Origin of the sequence: Nonomuraea lactucae (assembly GCF_003313395.1) — a bacterium.
In the GTDB taxonomy this organism is placed as follows: domain Bacteria; phylum Actinomycetota; class Actinomycetes; order Streptosporangiales; family Streptosporangiaceae; genus Nonomuraea; species Nonomuraea lactucae.
Genome location: NZ_QNFZ01000163.1, coordinates 1 through 23,401, shown reverse-complemented (window position 1 = coordinate 23,401; position 23,401 = coordinate 1). Strand labels below are relative to the sequence as shown.

General features: G+C 70.2%; 25 protein-coding genes. 13 read left to right on the top strand and 12 right to left on the bottom strand.

Annotated features, from left to right (window positions below):
• From DQW85_RS11030 to DQW85_RS11020, 3 genes are all read right to left on the bottom strand, one after another.
• A partial coding sequence (locus tag DQW85_RS11030) for a site-specific integrase (RefSeq protein ID WP_162794893.1) occupies window positions 1–243 on the bottom strand: 243 nt, incomplete at its 3' end.
• A gap of 15 nt (window positions 244–258) precedes the next feature.
• Window positions 259–870: an NUDIX domain-containing protein gene (locus DQW85_RS11025; RefSeq protein WP_113700248.1), complete on the bottom strand. Its 612-nt coding sequence runs from the start codon at window positions 868–870 to the stop codon at window positions 259–261.
• 31 nt (window positions 871–901) lie between these two features.
• Entirely contained in the window at window positions 902–2,575 is a 1,674-nt protein-coding gene (locus DQW85_RS11020) for a CTP synthase (protein ID WP_113700247.1), read from the bottom strand.
• A 110-nt stretch (window positions 2,576–2,685) separates the two neighbouring features.
• Between DQW85_RS11020 and DQW85_RS11015 the strand changes: the two genes are divergently transcribed.
• From DQW85_RS11015 to DQW85_RS11005, 3 genes are all read left to right on the top strand, one after another.
• Window positions 2,686–3,396 carry an acyltransferase gene (locus tag DQW85_RS11015; RefSeq protein ID WP_113700246.1) on the top strand — a complete coding sequence of 237 codons (711 nt, stop codon included), beginning with the start codon at window positions 2,686–2,688 and terminating at the stop codon, window positions 3,394–3,396.
• A gap of 24 nt (window positions 3,397–3,420) precedes the next feature.
• Entirely contained in the window at window positions 3,421–4,629 is a 1,209-nt protein-coding gene (locus tag DQW85_RS11010; protein WP_113700245.1) for a nitronate monooxygenase, read from the top strand.
• Between the two features lie 148 nt (window positions 4,630–4,777).
• Window positions 4,778–5,713, top strand: a complete 936-nt coding sequence (locus DQW85_RS11005) for a hypothetical protein (RefSeq protein ID WP_162794892.1) — start codon at window positions 4,778–4,780, stop codon at window positions 5,711–5,713.
• 338 nt (window positions 5,714–6,051) lie between these two features.
• Here the strand turns inward: DQW85_RS11005 and DQW85_RS11000 are convergent, their stop codons facing one another.
• The gene (locus DQW85_RS11000; RefSeq protein ID WP_113700243.1) at window positions 6,052–6,792 is read right to left on the bottom strand and encodes a hypothetical protein; all 741 of its coding nucleotides are present in this window, start codon (window positions 6,790–6,792) and stop codon (window positions 6,052–6,054) included.
• A 215-nt stretch (window positions 6,793–7,007) separates the two neighbouring features.
• On the opposite strand from DQW85_RS11000, the gene DQW85_RS10995 reads away from it, so the two are divergent.
• From DQW85_RS10995 to DQW85_RS10985, 3 genes are all read left to right on the top strand, one after another.
• Window positions 7,008–7,613 (top strand): DUF4126 domain-containing protein, encoded by a 606-nt coding sequence (locus DQW85_RS10995; RefSeq protein WP_113700242.1) that lies wholly within the window; start codon window positions 7,008–7,010, stop codon window positions 7,611–7,613.
• A 210-nt stretch (window positions 7,614–7,823) separates the two neighbouring features.
• On the top strand, window positions 7,824–8,429 hold the full coding sequence (locus DQW85_RS10990) for a hypothetical protein (protein ID WP_113700241.1): 606 nt from the start codon (window positions 7,824–7,826) through the stop codon (window positions 8,427–8,429).
• A gap of 58 nt (window positions 8,430–8,487) precedes the next feature.
• The gene (locus DQW85_RS10985) at window positions 8,488–8,982 is read left to right on the top strand and encodes a Uma2 family endonuclease (RefSeq protein ID WP_113700240.1); all 495 of its coding nucleotides are present in this window, start codon (window positions 8,488–8,490) and stop codon (window positions 8,980–8,982) included.
• A gap of 22 nt (window positions 8,983–9,004) precedes the next feature.
• Here the strand turns inward: DQW85_RS10985 and DQW85_RS44385 are convergent, their stop codons facing one another.
• The 5 genes from DQW85_RS44385 to DQW85_RS10965 form a co-directional block, all read right to left on the bottom strand.
• Window positions 9,005–9,511, bottom strand: coding sequence for a hypothetical protein (locus tag DQW85_RS44385; RefSeq protein ID WP_162794891.1), 507 nt, complete (start codon window positions 9,509–9,511; stop codon window positions 9,005–9,007).
• A 334-nt stretch (window positions 9,512–9,845) separates the two neighbouring features.
• Complete coding sequence (uvrB, locus tag DQW85_RS10980) at window positions 9,846–11,954, bottom strand: excinuclease ABC subunit UvrB (protein WP_113700239.1); 2,109 nt, start codon at window positions 11,952–11,954, stop codon at window positions 9,846–9,848.
• An 87-nt stretch (window positions 11,955–12,041) separates the two neighbouring features.
• Window positions 12,042–12,275, bottom strand: coding sequence for a helix-turn-helix transcriptional regulator (locus tag DQW85_RS10975; protein WP_113700238.1), 234 nt, complete (start codon window positions 12,273–12,275; stop codon window positions 12,042–12,044).
• A gap of 14 nt (window positions 12,276–12,289) precedes the next feature.
• The gene (locus tag DQW85_RS10970; protein WP_113700237.1) at window positions 12,290–13,192 is read right to left on the bottom strand and encodes an ABC transporter permease; all 903 of its coding nucleotides are present in this window, start codon (window positions 13,190–13,192) and stop codon (window positions 12,290–12,292) included.
• Complete coding sequence (locus DQW85_RS10965) at window positions 13,189–14,106, bottom strand: ABC transporter ATP-binding protein (RefSeq protein WP_113700236.1); 918 nt, start codon at window positions 14,104–14,106, stop codon at window positions 13,189–13,191. Before DQW85_RS10965 ends, DQW85_RS10970 begins: the two co-directional genes overlap by 4 nt.
• A gap of 140 nt (window positions 14,107–14,246) precedes the next feature.
• Here DQW85_RS10965 and DQW85_RS10960 point away from each other — a divergent pair, with 140 nt between their 5' ends.
• The 6 genes from DQW85_RS10960 (at window position 14,247) to DQW85_RS10935 (ending at window position 20,574) form a co-directional block, all read left to right on the top strand.
• Complete coding sequence (locus DQW85_RS10960; RefSeq protein WP_240197086.1) at window positions 14,247–15,914, top strand: SPFH domain-containing protein; 1,668 nt, start codon at window positions 14,247–14,249, stop codon at window positions 15,912–15,914.
• Entirely contained in the window at window positions 15,911–17,158 is a 1,248-nt protein-coding gene (locus DQW85_RS10955; protein WP_113700235.1) for an SPFH domain-containing protein, read from the top strand. The genes DQW85_RS10960 and DQW85_RS10955 overlap by 4 nt, the downstream gene beginning before the upstream one ends.
• A 12-nt stretch (window positions 17,159–17,170) precedes the next feature.
• Window positions 17,171–17,944, top strand: coding sequence for a sporulation protein (locus DQW85_RS10950; RefSeq protein ID WP_113700234.1), 774 nt, complete (start codon window positions 17,171–17,173; stop codon window positions 17,942–17,944).
• Window positions 17,945–18,111: 167 nt separating this feature from the next.
• On the top strand, window positions 18,112–19,152 hold the full coding sequence (locus DQW85_RS10945) for a hypothetical protein (RefSeq protein ID WP_240197085.1): 1,041 nt from the start codon (window positions 18,112–18,114) through the stop codon (window positions 19,150–19,152).
• Entirely contained in the window at window positions 19,149–19,763 is a 615-nt protein-coding gene (locus tag DQW85_RS10940) for a hypothetical protein (protein ID WP_113700233.1), read from the top strand. Before DQW85_RS10945 ends, DQW85_RS10940 begins: the two co-directional genes overlap by 4 nt.
• Before the next feature lie 10 nt (window positions 19,764–19,773).
• Window positions 19,774–20,574: an inositol monophosphatase family protein gene (locus DQW85_RS10935; RefSeq protein ID WP_113700232.1), complete on the top strand. Its 801-nt coding sequence runs from the start codon at window positions 19,774–19,776 to the stop codon at window positions 20,572–20,574.
• A gap of 13 nt (window positions 20,575–20,587) precedes the next feature.
• Here the strand turns inward: DQW85_RS10935 and DQW85_RS44380 are convergent, their stop codons facing one another.
• The 3 genes from DQW85_RS44380 to DQW85_RS10920 all read right to left on the bottom strand — a co-directional run bounded on the left by DQW85_RS44380 (window position 20,588) and on the right by DQW85_RS10920 (window position 22,649).
• Window positions 20,588–21,091 carry a hypothetical protein gene (locus tag DQW85_RS44380; RefSeq protein ID WP_162794890.1) on the bottom strand — a complete coding sequence of 168 codons (504 nt, stop codon included), beginning with the start codon at window positions 21,089–21,091 and terminating at the stop codon, window positions 20,588–20,590.
• A 31-nt stretch (window positions 21,092–21,122) separates the two neighbouring features.
• Window positions 21,123–22,295, bottom strand: a complete 1,173-nt coding sequence (locus DQW85_RS10925) for an ArsB/NhaD family transporter (protein WP_113700231.1) — start codon at window positions 22,293–22,295, stop codon at window positions 21,123–21,125.
• 90 nt (window positions 22,296–22,385) lie between these two features.
• Entirely contained in the window at window positions 22,386–22,649 is a 264-nt protein-coding gene (locus DQW85_RS10920) for a transposase (RefSeq protein WP_240197084.1), read from the bottom strand.
• Between the two features lie 247 nt (window positions 22,650–22,896).
• Between DQW85_RS10920 and DQW85_RS10915 the strand changes: the two genes are divergently transcribed.
• The coding region (locus DQW85_RS10915) for a toll/interleukin-1 receptor domain-containing protein (protein WP_162794889.1) at window positions 22,897–23,401 on the top strand (505 nt) is incomplete at its 3' end.

Sequence of the window (23,401 nt, the reverse complement as noted above, 5' to 3'; positions counted from 1 at the left end):
GGCGGACACCGCCCGCGCGGCCGAGCTGGCCACGAGGGCGGGGTGCTCGCCGTCGCCCTCGCGCAGCGCGGCGAGGAAGTCGCGCACGTCGGCCTCGCCCACCTCGCCCAGCGTGGCGCGGCCCCGCGAGCGGAGGTGGTCGAAGTAGCGGCGCAGGTCACGACGGTAGGACGCCAGCGTGTTGGCAGCCAGGCCCCGCTCCACCGCCAGATGGGCGAGGTAGCTGGAGAGCACCGGCTCCACGAAGGGGTCCTTCCGTCACGCCTCAGGGGCGTCGGCTGGGCGCAACAAGGAGAAGCCCTCGGCCGAAGCCGCGTACGCGGCGAGGATACCGGCCACCGCCGGGGAATTGTGGATCATTCCCATGAGCACCCGCTCGACGGCGTCGGCGAGCGGCAGCCACTCCACCGGCATGCCGATCTCCTCGTGCCGGTGGACGAAGTCGCGCTCGTCGTCGGGGATCCGGGTCAGGTCGCGGGCGAGGAAGACGCGGATGCGCTCGTTCGTCATGCCGGGAGAGCTGAGGAGGTCGACCAGTGTGTGCCAGGTGGACGCGCGGTAGCCCGCCTCCTCGGCGAGCTCCCGCGCGGCCGTCGTGACCAGCGGCTCGCCCTCCACGTCGCGCAGCCCCGCGGGCAGCTCCCACAGCAGCCGCCGCGCCGGGTGGCGGTACTGGCGGATCAGCAGGACCCGGTCACGCTCGTCGAGGCCGACCACCGCGACCGCCCCGGGGTGCACGACGTAGTCGCGGTCGGCGACCTCGTCACCCGGCATGCGCACGGTGTCGGTGGCCACCTCGAACACGCGGCCCTTGAAACGGCGCTCCGACGCGACGACCTCCCACTCCTCGGGAGTGTCCTCGATCCTCACGCGGCCTCCTCGCCGGCTGGGCGCTCCCGCCTCACTTGGACACCTTGGCGACGTCGGCCGCCACCCTGCTGTAGGCGTAGGCCAGGGCGGCGCCGATGAGGCCCTTGAACATCGGGTTGGCGCGCGTCGGCCGTGAGCGGAACTCGGGGTGGGCCTGCGTGCCGATGAAGAACGGGTGCGCGTCGACGGGCAGCTCGGTGTACTCGACCAGGCGCCCGTCGGGCGACAGCCCCGAGAAGACCATGCCGACCTTCTCGAGCCGCTCGCGGTAGGCGTTGTTCACCTCGTAGCGGTGGCGGTGGCGCTCGTCGGCCTTGGCCTTGCCGCCGTAGAGCTGGCGGGCCAGCGTGCCCTCGCCGAGCTTGGCGGTGTAGATGCCGAGCCGCATGGTGCCGCCCATGTCGCGCTCGCCGGCGACGACGTCCTCCTGGTCGGCCATGGTGGAGATGACCGGGTGCTGGGTCTCGGGGTCGAACTCCGCGGAGTTGGCGTCGGCGATGCCGGCCAGGTTGCGGGCGGCCTCGATCACCATGCCCTGCATGCCGAGGCAGATGCCGAGGAGCGGGATCCTGTTCTCGCGGGCATGGCGGATGGCGCCGATCTTGCCCTCGATGCCGCGCACGCCGAACCCGCCGGGCACCAGCACGCCGTCCACGCCGTCGAGCTCGCGCTCGGCGCCGTCGGGGGTCTCGCAGTCGTCGCTCTTGACCCAGCGGATGTTGACCCTCGCGTCGTTGGCGAACCCGCCCGCGCGCAGCGCCTCGGTCACCGACAGGTAGGCGTCGGGCAGGTCGATGTACTTGCCGACCAGGGCGATGGTGACCTCCTTGGCGGGGCGGTGCACGCGCCGCAGGAGCTGGTCCCACTCCTTCCAGTCGACGTCACGGAACGGCAGGCCGAGCCGCCGCACCACGTAGGCGTCGAGCCCCTCGGAATGGAGCACCTTGGGGATGTCGTAGATGGAGGCCGCGTCCACGGCCGACACCACGGCGTCCTCGTCCACGTCGCACATCAGGCTGATCTTGCGCTTGAGCGAGGCCGTGATGGGCCGGTCGGAGCGGCAGACGATCGCGTCGGGCTGGATGCCGATGCTGCGCAGCGCGGCCACGCTGTGCTGGGTGGGCTTGGTCTTGAGCTCGCCGGACGGTCCGATGTAGGGCAGCAGCGAGACGTGCAGGAAGAAGACGTTGTCGCGGCCCACCTCGTGCCTGATCTGGCGGACGGCCTCCAGGAACGGCAGCGACTCGATGTCGCCGACCGTGCCGCCGACCTCGGTGATGACCACGTCCACCTCAGGACCGGCCATGCCCCGGATGCGGTCCTTGATCTCGTTGGTGATGTGCGGGATGACCTGGACGGTGTCGCCCAGGTATTCGCCTCGGCGCTCCTTGGCGATGACGTTGGAGTAGACCTGGCCGGTGGTCACGTTGGCCGAGCCGTGCAGGTCGGTGTCGAGGAACCGCTCGTAGTGGCCGACGTCGAGGTCGGTCTCGGCGCCGTCGTCGGTGACGAAGACCTCGCCGTGCTGGAACGGGTTCATCGTGCCGGGATCGACGTTGAGGTAGGGGTCGAGCTTCTGCATGGTGACCCGCAGACCGCGTCCCCTGAGGAGACGACCGAGGCTGGATGCCGTGAGCCCCTTGCCGAGACTGGAGGCGACACCGCCGGTGACGAACAGATGCTTGGTTTGCGATGCGCTGCGCAAAGGGGCTCCCGTGGCTCGATGCGTGGTCGAAGTGTCCACGGGCTCTCAGGATATCAAACAACGTCCCCGACATGCCGGAACGATATGACCTAGCGGTAACTTTGGGCGCTATGTCAGTTGTACGGCGGGCACTGGGCACGCTGATTCACCGCGCCTACACGGCGATCCGCGACGCCGGCGCGATAACCCACGAGAACCCGGCGGGGCACGCCTTCCGCAGACTGGGCGACGGAGCCAAGATCGCCTTCCCGCCGGGCGCCATCTTCGGCGAGCGCTGGATCGAGATCGGCGACAGCACGCTCATCGGGGAGCGGGTGTCGATCTCCTGCGGCATGACGCCGGGCGTCGATCTCGGGCCCGACTCGATCCTGCGCATCGGCGGCGGCTGCTCGATCGGCCGGGGCACGCACATCGTGGCCCACCAGTCGATCGACATCGGCGACGACGTCTTCACCGGCCCGTACGTCTACATCACCGACCAGAACCACGTCTACGACGACCCGGAGATCCCCATCGGGAGGCAGTGGCCGCGCAACAGCCCGGTCTCGATCGGCGCGGGCTCGTGGCTGGGCGCCGGGGCGATCATCCTGCCGGGCACCCGCCTGGGACGGCAGTGCGTGGTGGCGGGCGGCGCGGTGGTGCGCGGGGAGTTCCCGGACCACAGCGTGGTGGCGGGGGTGCCCGCCAGACTGGTGCGCGGCTACAGCCCGGAGCTGGGCTGGCACTCCCCTGCCGCACCCCCGCGCCCGGCTCTGCCGCCGGACGCGCGGCCCGGGCACCCGTTGACCGGGCTCCCGCGAACGGTCCCCTGGACCGAATGACGTTCTAACCGCTAGCGTCGGATCATGCGGACCGCTATCTGTGAGCGTCTGGGCATCGAGTTCCCGCTGTTCGCCTTCAGCCACTGCCGTGACGTGGTGGCCGCCGTGACGAACGCGGGCGGCTTCGGGGTGCTCGGCGCGATCGCCTACTCGCCCGACGAGCTCGACACCGAGCTCACCTGGATCGACGAGCACGTGGGCGGCAGGCCGTACGGGGTGGACGTCCTCGTGCCGGGCAAGATCGACGCGCAGGCGCTCGACCTCGACGCGCACCTCGCCGACGCCATCCCCGAACGGCACCGCGAGTTCATCGCGCACCTGCTGTCCAAGTACGGCGTGAGCGGCCCCGCTGGACCGGCGGCGGGGACGGCCGGGTCGGTAGAGGGGTCAGTGGCGGGCGCGGTGTCGGGACCGGCGGCGTCGGGACCGGCGGTGTCGGCCGTCGCCGGGTCGGCGGACGAGGTGGGCAGGCGGGTCACGGCCGCGGGCGCGACCGGGCTGATCGACGTCGCGCTCAAGCACCCCATCGGCCTCATCGCCAGCGCGCTCGGACCGCCCCCGCCCGAGATGGTGGCCAAGGCCCGCGAGGCGGGCGTGCCGGTCGCGGCGCTGGTCGGCACGGTCGAGCACGCGCGCAGGCAGGTGGCGGCGGGCGCCGACCTCATCGTGGCCCAGGGCACGGAGGCGGGCGGGCACACCGGCGACATCTCCACCATGGTGCTCGTGCCGCAGGTGGTGGACGCCGTCGCGCCCGTCCCGGTGCTGGCCGCGGGCGGCATCGCGTCCGGACGGCAGATGGCGGCGGCCCTGGCGCTCGGCGCGGAGGGCGCGTGGTGCGGCTCGGTCTGGCTGACCACGGAGGAGGCCGAGACGGCCCCGGCGGTGAAGCGGAAGATGCTCGCCGCCTCCTCTCTCGACACCGTCAGGTCCCGCTCCCGCACCGGCAAGCCGGCCCGCCAGCTGAAGTCGGCCTGGACCGAGGAGTGGGACGCCGGTCAGGAGAGCCCGGGGCCGCTCGGGATGCCGCTGCAACTGCTGGTGGCCGAGGAGGCGATGGGCCGCATCGTCGCCGCCGCGGAGCGGGGCGAGCCGGGGGCCGTGGAGCTGGCCAACTACTTCGTCGGCCAGGTCGTGGGCCAGATGAACCAGATCAAGCCCGCGCGCGAGGTCGTCTACGAGATGGTCACCGAGTTCGCCGACGCCGTGGAGCGCCTCGGCGGCCTGTCCCGCTGACCCGGGCGTCAACCCCCGCTGACGAGGCAGCTTTGCCCCGTAGGCGACAATCACATTGCGGTCCAGCCAGCGTCCGCGGTATTGATCGCCAATGTCGTTGATAAGGCTGATTCGCGCAGCCGTAGACCTGCTCGACAAGACCTCCGGAATGCGGATGGGAAAGGCGTGGGAGGACCCCGCGCTGGACCTGGCCTTGCCGCAGGTGAAAGCAGGACGGTTGCACCACGGGCTAGAACTGATCCAACAAGCCCGCGGAAGCAATGAGCTGCGGGCGCTGCGCGTCGAGAAGCTGGCCGAGGCCGCCGCCGCGCATACCGGCGCCCTGTCGCGACAGGCGCAGGACAATCCTGACGCCCTGCTCTGGCTCGGCGCCGCGCGCATCAAGCACGCCTGGAACATTCGCGGCGCTTCCTTCGCCAAGTACGTTGGAGTCAAGCGGTTCCAGCGCTTTTGGGAGGTACTGGCGGAGGCCGAGGCGCCCCTCCGGCAAGCGGCGCAGGCGCTGCCCGGGGACCCTGTTCCCTGGGACCAGTTGCAGTGGCACGCCATCGGCATGAGATCCGGCCGGCAGGAGCTCGACACCATCTGGAAGGAGCTGACCGCCCGCGATCCGCATCTGTACGCCGGGCACTACAGCCGTGCCCAGGCCCTGTGCGCGAAGTGGTACGGCTCGCATGGAGAACTTCTCGCCTTCGCCCGCGAACGCGTGGCCTCAGCGCCGCCCGGTGATCCGGTGACCGCCATGCTGGCCCTGGCGCACTTCGAGATCGCGTGGAGCGAGGACGGCGGCTCTGACCGCTCTACTGAGGACCATCTGAAAGCGTACTTCGGCGACCCAGACGTGGCGGCCGCGCTGAGTCTGGCGGCCGACAAGTGGCGCGACGGCTCCCGGCCGCACCCGTGTTCCCTGGACGCCGCCCATCTGTTCGGCGCCGCCTTCTACTTCGGCGGGCACCCGCGCCGCGCGCAGGAATTACTGGCTGAGGCGGGCAGGCGGGTGCCGGAGATCCTGCCGTGGGCGGCAGCGTCGCTCACCCCGGGCCGCCGCTACGCCCGTGCGGTGCGCGAGCTCGGCCTCACATAGCCGGCGCCGACTTCAAGCCTCTGCAGCCAGAGCGTCGCCCCAGCAGACTCCGACGTGTCCGGAAGGCCCCACCAGGCCCGCGGCGTCAGCCAAGAACCGCTCCGCTTGTCCTTGCCGACGCCGAAGTGGGATAACGACGACCCAGGTGCAGCACACCGACACCTGAGCCATCTCCTGCATCCGAATTGGACCATCCCCGCGCACGCGGGGATGGTCCAACCCATCGGCAGGGAGGTGTGGATACGGCAGGCGCGGCACGCTGGAGTGTCAAGCCGAAAGGATTTGCACTTGCCAAGCCGACGCCCTCGGCTCTCCGTTGACACGCGGCTGCGGAGCACTCATTCGGGTAGCGTGTGGGTCACGGTCTTGGGCGCCGGAGCCTTGACCGACACCTTGCTCCCCCAACCGGAGTAGCGGGTATCGACGGAGATGATGCCGCCCTCGAAGTCAGAGAAGTCCTTCGTGACGTCCTTGGCGCGGTACGAGCTCGACAGCTTGGTCACCAAGCCAGCCGAGCTCAGCGTCAGAGTGTAGGAGATCTCCGTCTCGTCGGCCCAGTCGCTGAGAACCGAGCGGGAGAACCACGGCGAGATCTTAGCCAGGTCAGAGAAAGTGATCTTGCCGGTGATCTTGTTGCCGGTCTTTGTGCCCTTTTTCAGCAGCGCCGACAACGTCGCGAGCTCTGCCGGGTTAAGGATCTGCCCGTAAATGGTGGGCAACGCACCGCCCCCGCTCGCAAACCAGGTCTTGCCCTTGGGCAGCTTGTAGATGGCGCCGGAGTAGTACGCGGTGTCGCCGACGGAGACGACGCGGAACTTCTGGTCGTCCCACGTGCTGCTCCTCACCTCGTAGCCGGCCACCCCCTTCTTGCTGAACTGCAGCACGCCTTCGGCGGTGTCCGTCTGCAGCGTGTCGACGCCGTCGGACCAGTTGGCCACCTCGGTGAAGTGCACGCCGTGCCCGGGAACCAACTTGGCCTTCAGCGCGCGTACGGGATCCGGCGCAGCCGCCTGGGCGGGTGCGGCGGACACGAGGAGAGAGGCGGCAAGCACCGACAAAGCAATGATCGTCTTCTTCATGGCAAGTGATCATGCCGCGGCGGGATAACGGCGCGGCTACCGGCAGGCAACAGCAGCGCGAGCCTAGAGCCTGATCGAGCGCCGAGGCCTCCGGCACCGGCTCCTCCGCTTCCCGGGCCCTGCGCTCGCAGCGCGCCGCGAGGAGTTCACCAGCCTGGGGGGAACGACTCAGTCCGGGCACGACGGGTGCGGGCGCGGCGGGGCAGACTGGAGGCATGCTCGCTGCGCTGACGGGGCTCGGGTTGTCGACGGCCGCCGGGTTGAACGCCTACATCCCGCTGCTCGTGGTGGGCGTGCTCGCCAACCTCACCGACGCGGTGAAGCTGCCCGAGGGCTACTCGTGGCTGTCCAACTGGGGCGTGCTCGCCGTCATCGCGCTGCTGCTGGTGGCCGAGATGGTGCTCGACAAGGTTCCGGCCGTGGACACGGTGAACGACGCGATCCAGACAGTGGTACGGCCCGCGGCCGGCGGCGTGGTGTTCAGCGCCACGAGCGCCGCCGCCGAACTGGACAGGTCGACGTGGATGACCGAGCACCCGTGGGCCGGCTGGCTGCTGGGCATCGTGCTGGCGCTGGCCGTACACGCTCTGAAGGCGACGGCCCGACCGGCGATCAACGCGGGCACGGCCGGGGCGGGCGCTCCCGTCGTCAGCACCGTGGAGGACGCGGGATCGCTCGGGATGAGCCTGGTGGCGGTCTTCGCGCCGATCCTGGTGGTCGTCGTGCTGCTGCCGCTGGTGGTGTTCGCGTGGTGGGCGCTCGGAAAGGCCCGCCGGCTGCGCGCCCGCCGCAGAAGCCGCCAGCCGGACGCGGCAATCTGAGCGGCCGTGCGGACCGGCCTGAACACGGCAGTGTGAGTGGACATCCGGACCGGCCTGAACACGGCAGTGTGAGCGGGCATCCGGACCGGCCTGAACACGGCGGTCCGGGGCGTCGGTCCGGACCGGGCGAGTCGTCGGGACGGGGACCGAGGAGAGCGGCCACCGGGGCCGCGGGCGCACTATCCTCGAAAGCAGTGACCCGACCGGGAGGTGGACGCGATCAGCGAGTTCGTTCTCATCGTGCTGATGATCCTGGCGTTCCTCCTGCTGCTGACCGGGGTGGGGGTCTACCTCCTGGTCAAGGTGGGCAGGAAGGCGGCGACCAAGGCCAGGGAGGCGACGACACGCCTGGCCACCCACGTCAACGCCATGGGTCCCGGCGACGCCGCCGAGGTCGAACGGCTCCGGCTCGACCTGCGCCGCGAGGTGTCGCTGACCCGCCAGGCCGTCGAGCAGGCGCAGCGGCAGGGCTGGGGCCTGGGCGATCTGCCCCACCTGCTCGCGGAGCTGTCGCGTCAGGCCGACACGCACGACACGCAGCTCGGCATGTACGCCCAGCAGCGCCGCGTCTCCCCCTATGTCGACCACGCCACGCTCGGCAGGCTCCGTGAGCACCAGGCGAAGCTGACGGCGATGTGCGCCCGCATCCGCGCCGACCTGCTCGGCCACCAGGTGCACCACGCCGGCGCGGGCATCGACGAGCTCCACGCCCGCACCGACCTGGAGATCGAGGCCCGCCGCCGAACCCCTGACCCCCTGGACGAGATCGACGAGCTCTACCGCAAGACCATGGACCAGCGCAAAGACATCCCTTGACGATTACTCTTCGTGTCACGATCGATCCACGGCGTGACGGCTCCGATGAGGCCCGACGATGAGCACAGCTCTTCCGGAGTGGTTCTACCCCGGCCCCGAAGGGGGTTGGACCGCCGAGATGCTCGACCACCTCCCGCCCGACACGCCCCCGCACGTCGAGCTGATTGACGGGTCACTCGTCATGAGGTCACCGCAGACAGGCTTTCACATGCTCACGCTGAGACTGCTGGAGCAGTCTCCAAGGCCACCCCACTCGTTCGTCGTCGCCCGTGAGATGGCGGTGACTCTCGGCCTGCGACAGCGCCCCGAGCCCGACATCCTCCTGGTCAAGCGTTCGGCGCTCGAGTCGAACGTCACCACCTTCCAACCCGAGGACGTCCATCTGGTCGTCGAGGTGGTCTCGGAGGAGTCCAGAGACAGGGACCGCACCACCAAGCCGATCAAGTACTCGGACGCAGCCGCCTCAGCGCGGCTCCACTCGCCTCCCCGCAGCCACTTCTTCCATCTCGGCTTCAGACTCTCCCTGTGGCGCCCTTTGGCTCCATCGGACTGAGATTTCTTGGGCCACTACCGAGTCAATTCTGGTAGAGAATCTTGAAATCCATGTTATCCACCAGGTCGCTGTCCGAGGTGTGCTCGTGCAGAGACACGCCTCCGCCGTCCTCAAAGAAGAGGTACATACCAGAAGAAACAGGACTCAGTCTACCGTCCGTTGTACCCGTTCCCAATTTCCAGGTCTGCCCTCGATCCGTAGAAGAACATTTCCGGCGCCCCGCCGGAGGGCTTGTGTAAACCCTCCCTTCTTCGTAATTGGAGTCCACGCACCGATTGACATAGGTGCTGCGCATCCTCAACGTCAAAACAGGCAGCGTGGTTTTCTCGAATCGGGCTTCCGGGCGCCAGCAAGTGCCTTGCCGCAAGAGATTGCTGGTGGTGTCGACGGCGAGACACTTGCCGGTTTTCACGTTCTTGACGTAGATATACGTCACCACCGTGCTGCCGGCTGCCCCGGCCGGCGCCTGCGCGACCCCCAGCGTGCCGAACGCCAGCCCAAGAACAGCCACTGCGCGCGCGATCTTCATGAATCCCCCCACAGTTGGAACCGATCACTTTTATGGACGTAAACGCGCTTGACCGTACGGGGCTGGCGCAGCCAGAGTCCAGTTCAAACTGTCGCCAAAAAGCGCTCAAATCCCGTCCATGGCCATGGCCCGCCGAGGATCGAGTCCATGCCAGGTAAGTCCCCCCATAAGCCGCCGAACCGCGCAGACGAGCGGTTCGGATGGTCGAGAGGGACGGCCGGATTTACCCGACCGAGTGGGCCACGATCAACGCGGTCGCGACCAAGCTCGGCCAGGCGTGGCATCCGGCGGTCGGCCGGTGCGGGAACCCCGGGCCTGGTGTGGAGGGTGGCGGTTACTTGACGCCGGCCTCCTTCATGTCGCGCAGCTCGCGCTTGAGCTCCTTGATCTCGTCGCGGAGCCGGGCGGCGACCTCGAACTGCAGGTCGGCCGCGGACTGGTGCATCTGCTCGGTCAGCGACTCGATGAGCGACTCCATCTGGGCCCGGGGCATCTCGCCCGCGATGGCCCTGGCGTGCTGGCCGGCCTGCTTGGCGGCGAAGCCGGGGACCGGCGCCTTGCCGCGCGACTGCTGCCGGCCACCGCCCATGAGCTGCTGGGTGTCGGCGTCCTCGCGCTGCAGCGAGTCGAGGATGTCGGCGATCTTCTTGCGCAGCGGCTGCGGGTCGATGCCGTTGGCCTCGTTGTAGGCGATCTGCTTGGCCCGGCGGCGGTTGGTCTCGTCGATGGCCCGCTCCATGGAGGGCGTGACCTTGTCGGCGTACATGTGCACCTGGCCCGAGACGTTTCGGGCGGCGCGGCCGATGGTCTGGATGAGCGAGGTCTCGGAGCGCAGGAAGCCCTCCTTGTCGGCGTCGAGGATCGCCACCAGCGACACCTCGGGCAGGTCGAGGCCCTCGCGCAGGAGGTTGATGCCGACCAGCACGTCGAACTCGCCGGTGCGCAGCTCGCGCAGCAGCTCGATGCGGCGCAGCGTGTCGACCTCGCTGTGCAGGTAGCGGACCCGTACGCCGAGCTCCAGGAGGTAGTCGGTGAGGTCTTCGGCCATCTTCTTGGTGAGGGTGGTGACCAGGGCCCGCTCGTCGCGGCCGGCGCGCTCGCGGATCTCGTGGACCAGGTCGTCGATCTGGCCCTTGGTGGGCTTGACGATCACCTCGGGGTCGACGAGGCCGGTGGGGCGGATGACCTGCTCGACGACCTCGCCCTTGACGCGGCCCAGCTCGTAGGGGCCGGGCGTGGCCGACAGGTAGACGGTCTGGCCGATGCGGTCCAGGAACTCCTCCCACTTCAGCGGCCGGTTGTCGAGCGCGGACGGCAGCCGGAAGCCGTGGTCGACGAGGGTGCGCTTGCGCGAGGCGTCGCCTTCGTACATGGCGCCGATCTGCGGCACCGTCTGGTGGGACTCGTCGAGGACCAGCAGGAAGTCTTCGGGGAAGTAGTCGAGCAGCGTGTTGGGGGCGCTGCCGGGCTCGCGGGCGTCCATGTGGCGCGAGTAGTTCTCGATGCCGGAGCAGGTGCCGATCTGGCGCATCATCTCGATGTCGTACGTGGTGCGCATGCGCAGCCGCTGGGCCTCCAGCAGCTTGCCCTGGCGCTCCAGCTCCTCCAGCCGCTCGGCCAGCTCGGCCTCGATGGAGCGCACGGCCGCCGCCATCCGCTCCTCGCCCGCGACGTAGTGCGAGGCGGGGAAGATGTAGAGCTCCTCGTCCTCGGTGATGACCTCGCCGGTCAGCGGGTGCATGGTGGAGAGCTTCTCGATCTCGTCGCCGAACATCTCGATGCGCACGGCCAGCTCTTCGTACTTCGGGATGATCTCGATCGTGTCGCCGCGGACCCGGAACGTGCCCCGGGTGAAGGAGAGGTCGTTGCGCGTGTATTGCATGTCGACCAGGCGGCGCAGCAGCGCGTCGCGGTCGACGTCCATGCCGACGCGGAGCCTGGCCATGCGGTCGACGTATTCCTGCGGGGTGCCCAGGCCGTAGATGCACGACACGGAGGCGACCACGATCGTGTCGCGGCGGGTCAGCAGCGAGTTGGTCGCCGAGTGGCGCAGCCGCTCGACCTCGTCGTTGATCGAGGAGTCCTTCTCGATGTAGGTGTCGCTCTGCGGGACGTATGCCTCGGGCTGGTAGTAGTCGTAGTAGGAGACGAAGTATTCGACCGCGTTGTTGGGCAGCATCTCGCGCAGCTCGTTGGCGAACTGGGCGGCGAGCGTCTTGTTGGGCTGCATGACCAGGGCGGGCCGCTGCAGCCGCTCGATCAGCCAGGCGATCGAGGCCGTCTTGCCCGTGCCCGTGGCGCCCAGCAGCACGCTGTCCTTGGCCCCGGACTTGACGCGGCGCTCCAGCTCGGCGATGGCCGTCGGCTGGTCGCCGGAAGGAGTCATCTCGGTGACGACCTCGAAGGGCGCCACCTTCCGCTGCAAATCAGTGACCGGTCGCATGCTGCCACTGTAGGCCGCCGCACCGACAGAACCGCCACGCGCGCAGAGCCGTCGCGCCGGGCCGATCACCCCCGCGTTCGGGAACGGTCAGGCGGTGCGCTCGCCGATCCGCGGGAACGGCGTCGTGGAGAAGACCACCTCCACCGGCACCTCGAAGTATTCGGCGATCCGCAGTGCCAGGTAGAGGCTCGGGCTGTATTCGCCGCGCTCCAGGTAGCCGACCGTCTGGTAGTGCACTCCGAGCGCCTCGGCGAGCTGCCTGCGGGTGACGCCGCGCTCGGCCCGCAGCAGGGCGATGCGGTTGTAGACGGTCTCACTCATCGGGGTCCATCTTGTCAGCCGATGCGCTGCAGCGCCCTGTCGCGGCGCGCCTGCACCGCCGAGCCGGACTCGCGCCTGGCCATCCGGCGCAGGATGGGCGGCGCGAGGAGCAGCCCGGCGACGGCCCACGCGACCAGTACGACGACCGTCTCCACGGGCCGCCAGGAGCCGCCGATCTCCACGGCCGCCGCCGCGTCGGGCAGCAGCGCGGAGCGCATGCCGAGGCCGAGCCAGTACAGCGGGAACACGTGGGCGATGCCCTGCAGCCAGCCGGCCAGCGCGGAGATCGGGTAGAAGATGCCGGAGACCGCGGTCAGCGCGCCGACCGTCAGCATCGAGAGTCCGGCGGCGCCCTGCGGGCTGCGGGCGAGCGAGCCGATGACCGCCCCGAGCGGCAGCGTGGCCACCAGCCCGAGGGCTGTCACCCAGGCCACCGTGAGCCATCCGCCGAGGCCCGCGCCGGACACCTGCGGCACCATGAACAGCCCCGCGACCAGCACGATCAGCAGGCTGATCACGGCGCCGAGCGACAGCGAGACCACCCGGCCCACGAGGTAGCCGACCATCCCCTGGGGGAGGGCCTTGGCGCGCAGCAGCGTGCCGTCCTCGCGTTCGACGGCGAGCGCGCCGACCGCGCCGACCAGCCCGTTGAACGCCACGATCAGTCCGAGGATGCTCGGCAGCGAGGCGGCGGCGAGCGGCATGTCGGTGCCGGGCAGGGTGGCGTCGCGCTGGAAGTACAGGACGACGACGATCGACACGGAGGTCACGAGGGTGAAGCCGATCTCCTGTGGGTTCGTCAGGCTCTGCTTGAACTCGATCCAGCCGCGCGCCAGCCCGAGCCGGGCGGCGTGCAGGGTGGCGGGCAGGGCGGCGGGCAGAGTCGAGGACGGAGTGGCACGCGGGGTCGGGTTCATCCTTCCTCCTTCTTCACGATGGCCATGTAGGTGTCCTCGAGCGTCGCCCGCCGCACCTCCAGGTCGCCGATCCCGTCTCCGTACTGCGCGAACAGGCCGCGCACGAAGCCGGTGGCGTCCTCCGTCGCGTGCACGAAGTGCTCGCCGTCGCGGCTCCAGCGCACCTGCGCGTCGCGGGAGAACTCGCGGGAGAGGCGGTCGGGGCTGCCGTCGGCGACGATGCGGCCGCCGGACAGGATGAGGATGCGGTCGGCGAGCTTCTCGGCCTCGTCGAGGTCGTGCGTGGTCAGCAGGATGGTCGTGTCGTCCAGGTCGGACAGCCGGTGCACGAGGTCGTGGAAGTCGCGGCGCGCCTGCGGGTCGAAGCCCGCGGTCGGCTCGTCGAGGAAGAGCACCTCGGGGCGGCCCACGATGCCGATGGCCACGTCGAGGCGGCGGCGCTGCCCGCCGGAGAGCCTGTTGACCCGCTGGCCGCCGTGCCCGGTCAGGCCGACGGCGTCGATGAGCTCGTCGGCGTCGAAGGGGCGGCGCCGGCCGGGGGTGGAGTAGGGCGCGTAGTAGGCGCCGAGGTGTTCCAGCAGCCTCCGGACCCGCCAGCGGCCGTGGTCGCGCCACGACTGCAGCACCACGCCGATCCGGGCGCGCCACCGCTCGCCGGCCGCGGCGGGCTCCTCCCCCATCACCCGTACGCGGCCCGCCGACGGGATGCGGAAGCCCTCCAGGATCTCGATCGTGGTGCTCTTGCCAGCGCCGTTCGGCCCGAGGAGCGCGACCACCTCCCCCGGGGCCACCGTGAAGCCGACGCCCCGCAGCACCTGCGCCTGGCCGTAGCTCATGCGCAGGTCGTCCACCTCGATCGCCGTGGCGGTGTCGAGGGGGTGGACGCGGCCGTCGAGCTCGCTCATCGCGCTCATCGACCCTCCAGATAGTAGGACTACTACATGGATAGCACACCTGCTATCTGCCGCAATAGAGCTGTGATGTTGCGATGCAAGCGAACGGCAAGTCCCACCCGATACGGTCGAAACCGCCTGTAGCGGAAAAGGAAGGTGCTATGTCACGACCCAGAGAGGCGTTCATCCAAGCAGGTCAGGGCATAGCCCAGGCCGTCGTGCAGGGCGGCGACGTACGGCAGGCCATGGGCCAGGCCGCCGCCCAGGCGGCGCAGTTCGCGGGGCAGGTGGGGCAGGCGGGACAGGCGTTCGCGCTCGACCCGCACGACTTCGCCGCGGCGCGCGACGGCGGGGTGTCGGTCGGCACGCTGATCGAGGCCAGGTCGGCCTCGCTGAACGAGGCCGGCGAGATCGTCAACCGCAGCTTCGCCGAGAACGGCATGCACGTCATCTCACCCGTGGTGATCCCCAAGGCCGGCACCGCCAAGGTCGTGGTCCCGCTCGGCATCCTGGTCGTGCTCGGCCTGATCGGCGCGCTGGGCAACGTCGTCCCCCAGACCGACCTGGTCTTCGGCCCGCACTACTGGGCCGTCCTGGTGATCGCCGCCGTGTTCCTCTGGTGGCGGCGCAGCGTGGTCATGGTGCCCGAGGGCTGCAAGGCGCTGATCACCAAGTTCGGCAAGCTGGTGCACATCGCCGAACCGGGCAGGGTGACGCTGTTCAACCCCTGGAAGCGGGTCAGCTACATCGTCAACACCACCCGCGAGTACCCGTTCAACGCCCCCATCCGCGAAGCGCCGACCCAGCAGGGCGTCAAGGCGAGCGTCGACCTGTTCCTGCAGTTCAGAATCGAGAACCCGGCCGAGTTCATCTTCGTGCTCGGCTCGGTGAGCGGCTTCCAGTCCAAGCTGCAGAACGCCATCAGCGAGGTCACCCGCTCGCTCATCTACGCCCAGCGGGCCGAGGACATCTACGACCTGGTGGGCGAGAGCACGGTGGGCATGCTGGAGAGCCTCAACCAGCAGTTCCTGCCCGCCGTACGGCTCACCGACGTGAACATCACGCACGCCGAGCCCTCCAGCCAGGAGTACCGGATGGACCTGGCCGCCCCCGAGATGGTGCGGGTGGCCAAGGAGGCCTACACCTACGAGTACGAGCTCCAGCTGCGCAAGGAGCAGAACGAGGGCGACCTGGTCAAGGAGCTGGCCGGGCTGCAGGAGACGCTCAGCGCCATCCAGGCGGAGATCGCCGGCTACCAGGCCCGCATGGACACCGCGCTCGAACGCGCCTCGCACCAGGCCACGGCCCAGGCCAGGCAGCGGCTGGTCGAGGCCGAGTCCACGGCCAACGCCAACTCCGCGCTGCTGCAGGCGCAGGCGCTCGACATCAGGGCGCTGAGCGCGGCCGAGGCGCCGGAGATCCTGGACTACCGCTTCCAGCAGGACCTGCTGGACAAGCTGGAGTCGGTCGCCACCAGGCTGCCGCAGGTCGTGCAGGTGGGCGAGCAGACCGACATCGACTTCCTCGCGCTGGCCCAGCAGCTCGTCGGCGGCAAGGCGGCGGCGCTGTTCTCGCCCGAGGACATGGCCGCCATCCGCGCCCGGCTGGCCGAGATCGGCAAGCGCGTCGAGGGCAGGGAGGCGGAGATCGCCGCGCTGCTCAGGAAGGTGGCCGAGGACGTCTCCGAAGCCCCCTCCACCGACGTGCCCAACTCGGCCGCGCCCGTCTCGACTGTGCCCGTCTCGACTGAGCCCGACTCGGCCGTGCCCAGCCCGGCCGAGACCACCGCCCCGATCCCCGTACCGCAGATGGAGCGTGAGGCCCGATGAGCGGGCGCGAGTTCTCGAAGATCAAGGAGTCGCTGGCGTCCTGGTCGGAGATCCGCCAGCTGCTGCGCGGCGGCGAGCAGGGCCAGCTCGTGCCCGTCGTGATCCCCAAGGACCGGCGCGGCTTCTCCTGGATGACGCTGGTCTTCGTCGCCCTGTACTTCGCCGGGATGGCGGTGGTGACCGAGGCCAGGGCCGTCGCGGCGCTGGCCGCGGTGCTCCTTCTCCTGCTCGCGGCCATCCTGATGTGGCGAAAGGCGATCATCGAGATCGAGGAGGGCACCACGGGCGTGCGCAGCCGCTGGGGGGCGATCACCGGAACGCTCCCGCCGGGCCGCCACTACCTGTGGCTGCCATGGGACCGGGTGGACGCGGTGGTCGACACCTCGACCGAGATCCCGTACTCGGCGCCCATCGTGGCCTGCCCCACGGCCGAGAACGTGCCGCTGAAGTCGATCGAGTTCTTCCTCAAGTTCCGCATCGTCGACCCGGTGGCGTTCGTCCGCACGATCGGTGCCGGCAACTTCGACCTGGTGCTGTCGAGCGCCGTGCAGGACGCGATCAGGCAGCGCAGCCGCAGGGTCCACACCGAGCGCGCGTACGACCTGCGCGGCTCCGACGTGGGCGACATGCAGGAGGCGCTCAACCGCCAGCTCGGCAGGTACGGCGTGCGGGTCACCGGTGCCAACATCCCCGACGTGCAGCTCCCCGACCAGTACCAGCAGCACCTGGCCACCCGCGAGAAGGTCGCCAAGGAACTGTCCGCGTACGAGCGTGAGTGGGAGCTGACCCGCAAGCGCCGCATCGACACGCTGCTGATGGAGATCGAGCGGTCCAAGAAGACCCGTGACGCCCGCGTCGTCGAGGTGAAGGCCGCCTACAACAAGGCGCGCAAGGACGTGGCACGCATGCTGGAGGAGCAGGAGACCGAGGCGCAGCGGGTCCGCTGGGAGATCGAGGCGCGCGGCCGGGCGGAGCTGACCGCGGCCGAGAACGAGGCCAAGGCACTGCGCAGGCTGGCCGACTCCTACCGCGACAACCGGGCGGTGCTCCAGTACGAGCTGGCCAGGCGCCGTCTCGACGTGGGCGCCAAGCTGGCGGAGAATGCCCCCCAACCGCTGGTCGTGCGCACTCAGCAGGGCTCCGGCGACTCCGCGCTGTCCACACTGCTCCTGGCCCAGCTGCTCCCCCGCATCTCGGCCGGTCAGATCTCGGGGAACCACAACGGCGACGCACCAACCGCATAGGAGAAGAACCCCATGGTGTTCCGCAAGCTGATGGCCGCGTTCGGCGCGGGCGTCGAAGTCGACACAGTGCTGACCAACACGACCGTCCGCCCCGGCGAGCTGCTGCGCGGCGTCGTCCACTTCCGCGGCGGCGGCTCCGAGTACAAGGTGGAGGGCATCTACGTCGACCTCACCGCCGTGGTCGAGGTGGAGAGCGGCGACAACGAGTACAAGACGACCTACAGCTTCCTGCGCCAGCAGGTCGCGGGGACGTTCCACCTGGCCTCGGGCGCGCAGCACAGCCAGCCGTTCGAGATCCCGGTCCCGTGGGAGACGCCGATCAGCGCCGTCGGCGGGCATCCGCTGCACGGGATGAAGCTGGGCGTGCAGACGGAGCTGGCGCTCGCGGGCGCGATCGACAAGGGCGACCTCGACCCGCTGTTCGTCGGCCCGCTGCCGGCGCAGGAGCACGTGCTCGGCGCCCTGGACCGGCTGGGGTTCCAGTTCAAGAAGGCCGACCTGGAGCGGGGCACGCTCTACGGCTCGACGATGCCGTTCTTCCAGGAGATCGAGTACTACGCGGGCGGTCAGTGGCGGCGCTACTTCAACGAGCTGGAGCTGACGTTCATCGCCGGGCCCAGGCAGATGGACGTCATCCTGGAGGCCGACAAGCGGGGCGGCTTCCTGACCTCCAGCCACGACTCCTACAACCGCTTCACGGTCCGCTACGACGCCCACCCCGGCTCGGCGGACCAGGCGCTGCAGCACGGCCTGGAGCAGATGGCGCGCCACCGGGGGTGGTTCTAGCCGTCCGGGCGGTGCCGGGCCGCGCGACGCGGCGCGGCCGCACCGCCCGGACAGGACAATCGGGTGCCCGGGTGCCGTGAGGCTATCCACCCTGCGCTGGCAGTCGCATGGGGAGATCGTTACCATGACCTCGGGAACTGACTGATCGTCGGGATGCGGGGCCAGCGATGTCACGGTTCATGGCGGCGTGGAGACGGACCGCCCCGTGGGCCGCCAAGAACGCCGACGGCGCGATCGCGCTGGCGCTGGCGATCGTGGTCGGCGTGCTGGGCGTCATGCCGGACGAGGTCTTCGGGCCCAAGGGCGCCGAGGTGCAGAGCCAGCTCGTCAGCGCCGCCACGCTGCTGATCCTCGCGCTGGTGGCCACCGCGCTGCTGCGCGACCGGGCCCGCCAGGCCCCGGTCGAGCGGACGATCACCTCGGGCGCGCTCGCCGACCTGCCGGCCCGGCTGACCCGGCTCGACGAGATCGACACCCTGGTGGCGGGCACCCGCAAGGCCCTCGACGCGCTCCAGCTCGTGCGGGTGCTCGGCAGCCGCCAGGAGATCGCGCAGGCGCACGCCGAGGCCCGCAAGGACACCACGCGGTGGAGCTTCAAGGGCGGCACCGGCACGTACATGCGGGCCGTCACCCTGCCCGAGTGCGTCGCCGCCGCGCGCCGGGTCAAGCGCCACCTGACGGTGCGGATCGAGGTGATCGACCCGACCGACGCCGAGGTGTGCGAGACGTACGCCCACTACCGGCGGTCGCTGTCCGACGCGCCCGACGGCACCGGCGAGACGTGGACGACCGACAGGGTCCGGAAGGAGTCCTACGCCACGATCCTCACCGCGTTCTGGCACCGCCAGCGCTACGGGCTGCTCGACATCGGTGTGGGCCTGTCGGCCACGATGACGACGTTCCGCTGGGACCTGTCGGCCACCCGGCTGATCATGACGGTCGAGGACCCCAACCGGGCGATGACCGCTCTGGCCGGAACGTTCTACTACGAGAACTGCGACACCGAGCTGCGGCTCAGCTTCGAGCAGGCGCGCCGGGTGCCGCTGGAGATGTACAAGAAGGTGCCGCTCAGCGACGAGCCGACGGTCGAGGAGGTGCAGGAGCTGTTCGCCCGGATCGGGGTGCCCCTGCCCAGGTCGTACAACGAGCACGACGTCGTGGACATCGCCCGTAAGGCGCTGCGCGCCGTCAACCCGTACGCGTCATGAGCCACCGGGGCGTTCACCAGGAGATCGTCGAGGGCCGCGCGCGGTCGTGGGCGCTGGCGGCCGTCTCGGGTAACGTCACGGCCGTGCGTCACCCTCTCGGCTTCGTCTGCCTGCCGCTGGAGCGGCAGGGCGGCGAGGGCGTGTGCCTGCACCTGTGGTCGGGCACGCTGACGCGGGCCGAGACCACCACGTCGCAGATCCACTGCCACAGCTGGGACCTGTTCAGCCACGTGCTGTGGGGCCAGGTGCGCAACGTCCACGCGGAGGTCACCGACACCGGGCGGGGCGCCACGCACCGCGTGTTCGAGGTGGTCAGCACCGCCGCCGGCGACCACATCTCCCCCACCGGCCGCACCGTGCGCCACTCGACGGGCCTGGTCGAGGTGTTCGGCCCCGGCGACAGCTACACGCTGCCCGCCGGGCGCTTCCACAGCAGCGTGGTGCCCGAGGGCGGGGAGGCGGCCACGATCGCGCTCGGCCGGAGCCGTCCGGGCAGCCGCGACCTGTCGCTCGGGCCGCTCACCGGGGGCGACCACCATGTCTCCCGAAGACCGCTCGACGCCGTCGAGACGGCCCACGCCGTCCGCCTGATAGCCGCCCGCCTGACCTGAGGGGTGCCCCATGGACCTGCAACACGCTCGCGCGGTCGCGGTCGAGGCCGCCGAGGCGGCGGGGGCGCTGCTGCAGTCCCGCACCGCCGGGGCGATCGGGGTGCGCGCCAAGGGAGACGCCGGCGACGTGGTCACCGATCTCGACCTGGCCTCGGAGAAGCTGCTCCTCGAACGGATCCTCACCGCGTTCCCCTCGCACGCCGTCATCGCGGAGGAGTCGGGCCTGCTGGGCGCGCCGGGCGGGGAGTGGACGTGGCTGGTCGACCCGCTCGACGGCACCAACAACGTGGCGATCGGGCTGCCCGCCTACGTCGTGGGCGTCGCCCTGTGCCGCTCCGGGCGGCCCGTGCTGGGCGTGGTGCACGACCCGGTCTCGTGCCAGACCTGGTCGGCGATCCGCGGCGACGGCGCCGTCGCCTCCTCGGGGGCGCGGCTCGCCCCGCCGTACCATCCGTCGCCGCACGGGCCGCTGCTGGCCTGGACCCAGGGGTACGGCGTGGCGAGGGACGACGCCGCCGTGCTGGCGCTCAAGACCCGCCTGGAGGTACGGGCCAGGCGGATGCTGCAGCTGTGGGCGCCGCTGCTGTCATGGGCGATGCTGGCCAGGGGCGACATCGACGGCATCGTCGGCTACCGGGCGGAGGCGGTCGACCTGCCCGCGGGCGCCCTCCTCGCCCGGGAGGCGGGCATCGAGATCCGGGCGCTGGACGGCGGGCCGTTCGAGGAGAGCATCGACGGCACGGCCGACGACCGGAGCTTCGTGGCCGCGCACCCGCGCGCCCTGCCGGGCCTGCTCGACCTGCTCCGCTGAGCGCGCGCCGCGGTCACCCATCCGCGCCGCCGAACTTGATGACGTACTCGCACCTCCCCCTGCCGGTCTCCACCTCCTCGCCGTCCACCGTGATGCGGCAGCGCGAGGCCTCCAGCATGCCGCTCTCGGCCTTCACCGAGGGCGCGACGACGGACACCGGGCGGCCGATCTGCTGCTCGGCCCCGTTCAGCTCGATCGTCACCGTCTTCGACCAGGGCAGGGTGGCGTCGCTCTCGCTGCCGTTGGTGTCGGCCACGTACACGATCGGCTGCGTGGCCTTGCCCTTGCCGAGCACCTCGAGCGTCACCGTGTGCACCCCGGGCGTGCTGGAGGGCCGCGCCGAGGCCGACGGCTCCGCGGCGGCGGACGTGGTGGCCGCGCCAGGGGGAGAGGGGGCGGCCGTGCCGGCGGGGGAGGCCGAGGGAGAGGCGGGCTCGGAGGGGGAGCCGCATCCCGCCAGGACGGCGGCGGCCAGCGCTCCGGCCGCCACCAGTCCGCGATATCTGGTTCTGGACATGCGCCTCATTGTCCCGGACTCGGGCGACCGATCAGGTCGTCACCGTGAGCGCCCAGACCGTGGCCAGCACGCCGGTGACCGCCAGCCCGGTGCCGGTCAGCAGGAAACGCGCCATCGGGACCCTGACGTCGTGGCGGCGGCACGACTCGAACCACAGCAGCGTGGCGAGCGAGGCCCACGGCGTGACGACGGGGCCGACGTTGGTGCCGGCGAGCAGGGCGAGCAACTGGTCCCGCTCACCGGGCGGGATCACCGCCTCGACGGCCGTGTAGGCGGGCAGGTTGTTGATCACGTTGGAGAGCCCGGCGCCGACCGCCGCCGTCCGGTAGGGGTCACGCTCCGCGCCCAGCAGCCACATCATCATGTCGGCCAGTCCGTACCTGCTGAGCGTGGGCACCACCAGGAACAGCCCGGTCACGAAGATCAGCAGTTGCCAGGGCACCAGGCTCCAGGTCAGCCGCGCGCGGTCGCGGACGAGGAACGCCGCCACGACGATCAGTGCCGCGCCCGCGGCGGCGATCCCGACCTCGACCTTGAGCAGCAGCGCGCCGATGAACAGCAGGCACCCCGCGGACGCGGCGCCGAACAGCACGCGATCCGCGACCGGCTCCAGCACCGGCGGGGTGTAGCGCAGGTCGCGGCGCTCCCCCCGGCGCCAGTAGAACACCCACAGGAACGCCATGGTGACCAGGATCGAGGCGATCTGCGGCGCCCACATGCGCGCGGCGAACTCCTGGGCGTTCAGGCCGATCTTCGCCATGCCGAGGAGGTTGGTGAGGTTGGAGACCGGCAGCAGCAGGCTCGCGGTGTTGGCCAGCCAGATCGTGGTCATCGCAAGGGGCAGGGCGGCGATGCGGGCCTTGGGGGCCAGGGCCAGCATGACCGGGGTGAGCAACACCGCAGTCGTATCGAGATTCAGAAATATCGTGACAAACGAGGCGAAGGCCGTACACAGAAGGAAGAGCGCGGCGTAGTCGCCGCGCCCCAGCACCGCCATCCTGGCCGCGATGGCGTCGAATACCTGGGCCTCCTTGGTCAGCTCGGCCAGCACGATGATGCCCACCAGGAACACCAGCAGCGGCCCGATCCGCTCGACGCTCTCAGTGGCGTCGCGCAACGGCAGCAGCCCGGTCGCCACGAAGGCCAGACCGAGCCCGAGCAGCCCGATCCTGATCCAGTCGAGCACGCCAAGACGACGCCACACGCGATGATGATCGCATACCAGCTCCAAAACGCCGATCTCGCGGGGGATACTGAGCAGGTGACTCCTCCGATGCCTGAAGGCACCGGCTTCTCAGGCCGCTTGCGCGTCCTGAAGGGCGAGCCCTGCCCTCAAGATGTTGATCGCCGCGTTCACGTCGGCGTGCGCCTCGTGCCCGCATGCCGTACACCAGAACTCGGCCTGGGTGGTGCGGTTCTCCTTCGCGCAGTGCCCGCAGCGGGCACAGGTGCGGGAGGTGCCGGCAGGGTTCACCGCGATCAGCTTCCGACCGGCGCTTTCAGCCTTGTGCGACAGGATCGTCATACCGGCGATCCGCAGGTCCTCGCAGACGATCACGTCGTAGCGGCCGGCGCGGGCGGGCGAACTCGGCGCGCAGGTGGCCGGAGGTGAACCCCTTGAGCTGGCCGGGCATCACCTCAAGCGCCACGATCTGCCAGCCTCGCACATTCGACGCGCGATGAACGGAGATCTCTGATGCGAAGGCCAGACAGGTCAGGGCGCGCTCGGGCCTTGGCGGCCCTCCCGCTCTCGATTCCCCCATCGCCTCAAGGGGAAGGTCCGACGGCCCCCTCAGGAGACTCTGATGGCACGTGACGGCAGGCCGACCGACATCTTCGTCAGCTATTCCCCGGCCGACACGGCGTGGGCCACCTGGATCGCCTGGGAGCTCGAGGCGGCGGGCTACAAGACCATGATCCAGGCGTGGGACTTCGTCCCCGGCACCAACTTCATCGACTTCATGGACCGCGGCGTCAGCGAGGCGCAGCTCGTCGTGGCGGTGCTCTCGCGCAACTACCTGACCTCCCGCTACGGGCGCCTGGAGTGGCAGGCCGCGTTGCGCGCCGACCCCGACAACCCCTCCAACAGGCTCGTGACGATCAGGCTGGAGGACGTCCGCCTGGAGGGGCTGCTGTCCACGATCACCTGGGTCGACCTGCTCGGCGTGACCGACTCCGGGCAGGCCAGGAGCATGCTGCTGGGCCGCGTCAAGGAGGCGATGGCGGGCCGGGCCAAGCCCGCCGCCGCGCCCGCGTTCCCCACCGGCTCCGCCGCCGGGGCCGTGCCGCCGCTCCAGCCGTCGCTCCCCC

Bases quoted from the DNA above. Each gene is read 5' to 3' on its own strand.
- DQW85_RS11015 (WP_113700246.1), top strand. From the start codon at position 2,686: ATGTCAGTTGTACGGCGGGCACTGGGCACGCTGATTCACCGCGCCTAC.
- DQW85_RS11010 (WP_113700245.1), top strand. From the start codon at position 3,421: ATGCGGACCGCTATCTGTGAGCGTCTGGGCATCGAGTTCCCGCTGTTC.
- DQW85_RS11005 (WP_162794892.1), top strand. From the start codon at position 4,778: ATGCGGATGGGAAAGGCGTGGGAGGACCCCGCGCTGGACCTGGCCTTG.
- DQW85_RS11000 (WP_113700243.1), bottom strand. From the start codon at position 6,792: ATGAAGAAGACGATCATTGCTTTGTCGGTGCTTGCCGCCTCTCTCCTC.
- DQW85_RS10995 (WP_113700242.1), top strand. From the start codon at position 7,008: ATGCTCGCTGCGCTGACGGGGCTCGGGTTGTCGACGGCCGCCGGGTTG.
- DQW85_RS10985 (WP_113700240.1), top strand. From the start codon at position 8,488: ATGAGCACAGCTCTTCCGGAGTGGTTCTACCCCGGCCCCGAAGGGGGT.
- DQW85_RS44385 (WP_162794891.1), bottom strand. From the start codon at position 9,511: ATGAAGATCGCGCGCGCAGTGGCTGTTCTTGGGCTGGCGTTCGGCACG.
- uvrB (WP_113700239.1), bottom strand. From the start codon at position 11,954: ATGCGACCGGTCACTGATTTGCAGCGGAAGGTGGCGCCCTTCGAGGTC.
- DQW85_RS10975 (WP_113700238.1), bottom strand. From the start codon at position 12,275: ATGAGTGAGACCGTCTACAACCGCATCGCCCTGCTGCGGGCCGAGCGC.
- DQW85_RS10970 (WP_113700237.1), bottom strand. From the start codon at position 13,192: ATGAACCCGACCCCGCGTGCCACTCCGTCCTCGACTCTGCCCGCCGCC.
- DQW85_RS10965 (WP_113700236.1), bottom strand. From the start codon at position 14,106: ATGAGCGCGATGAGCGAGCTCGACGGCCGCGTCCACCCCCTCGACACC.
- DQW85_RS10960 (WP_240197086.1), top strand. From the start codon at position 14,247: ATGTCACGACCCAGAGAGGCGTTCATCCAAGCAGGTCAGGGCATAGCC.
- DQW85_RS10955 (WP_113700235.1), top strand. From the start codon at position 15,911: ATGAGCGGGCGCGAGTTCTCGAAGATCAAGGAGTCGCTGGCGTCCTGG.
- DQW85_RS10950 (WP_113700234.1), top strand. From the start codon at position 17,171: ATGGTGTTCCGCAAGCTGATGGCCGCGTTCGGCGCGGGCGTCGAAGTC.
- DQW85_RS10945 (WP_240197085.1), top strand. From the start codon at position 18,112: ATGTCACGGTTCATGGCGGCGTGGAGACGGACCGCCCCGTGGGCCGCC.
- DQW85_RS10940 (WP_113700233.1), top strand. From the start codon at position 19,149: ATGAGCCACCGGGGCGTTCACCAGGAGATCGTCGAGGGCCGCGCGCGG.
- DQW85_RS10935 (WP_113700232.1), top strand. From the start codon at position 19,774: ATGGACCTGCAACACGCTCGCGCGGTCGCGGTCGAGGCCGCCGAGGCG.
- DQW85_RS44380 (WP_162794890.1), bottom strand. From the start codon at position 21,091: ATGTCCAGAACCAGATATCGCGGACTGGTGGCGGCCGGAGCGCTGGCC.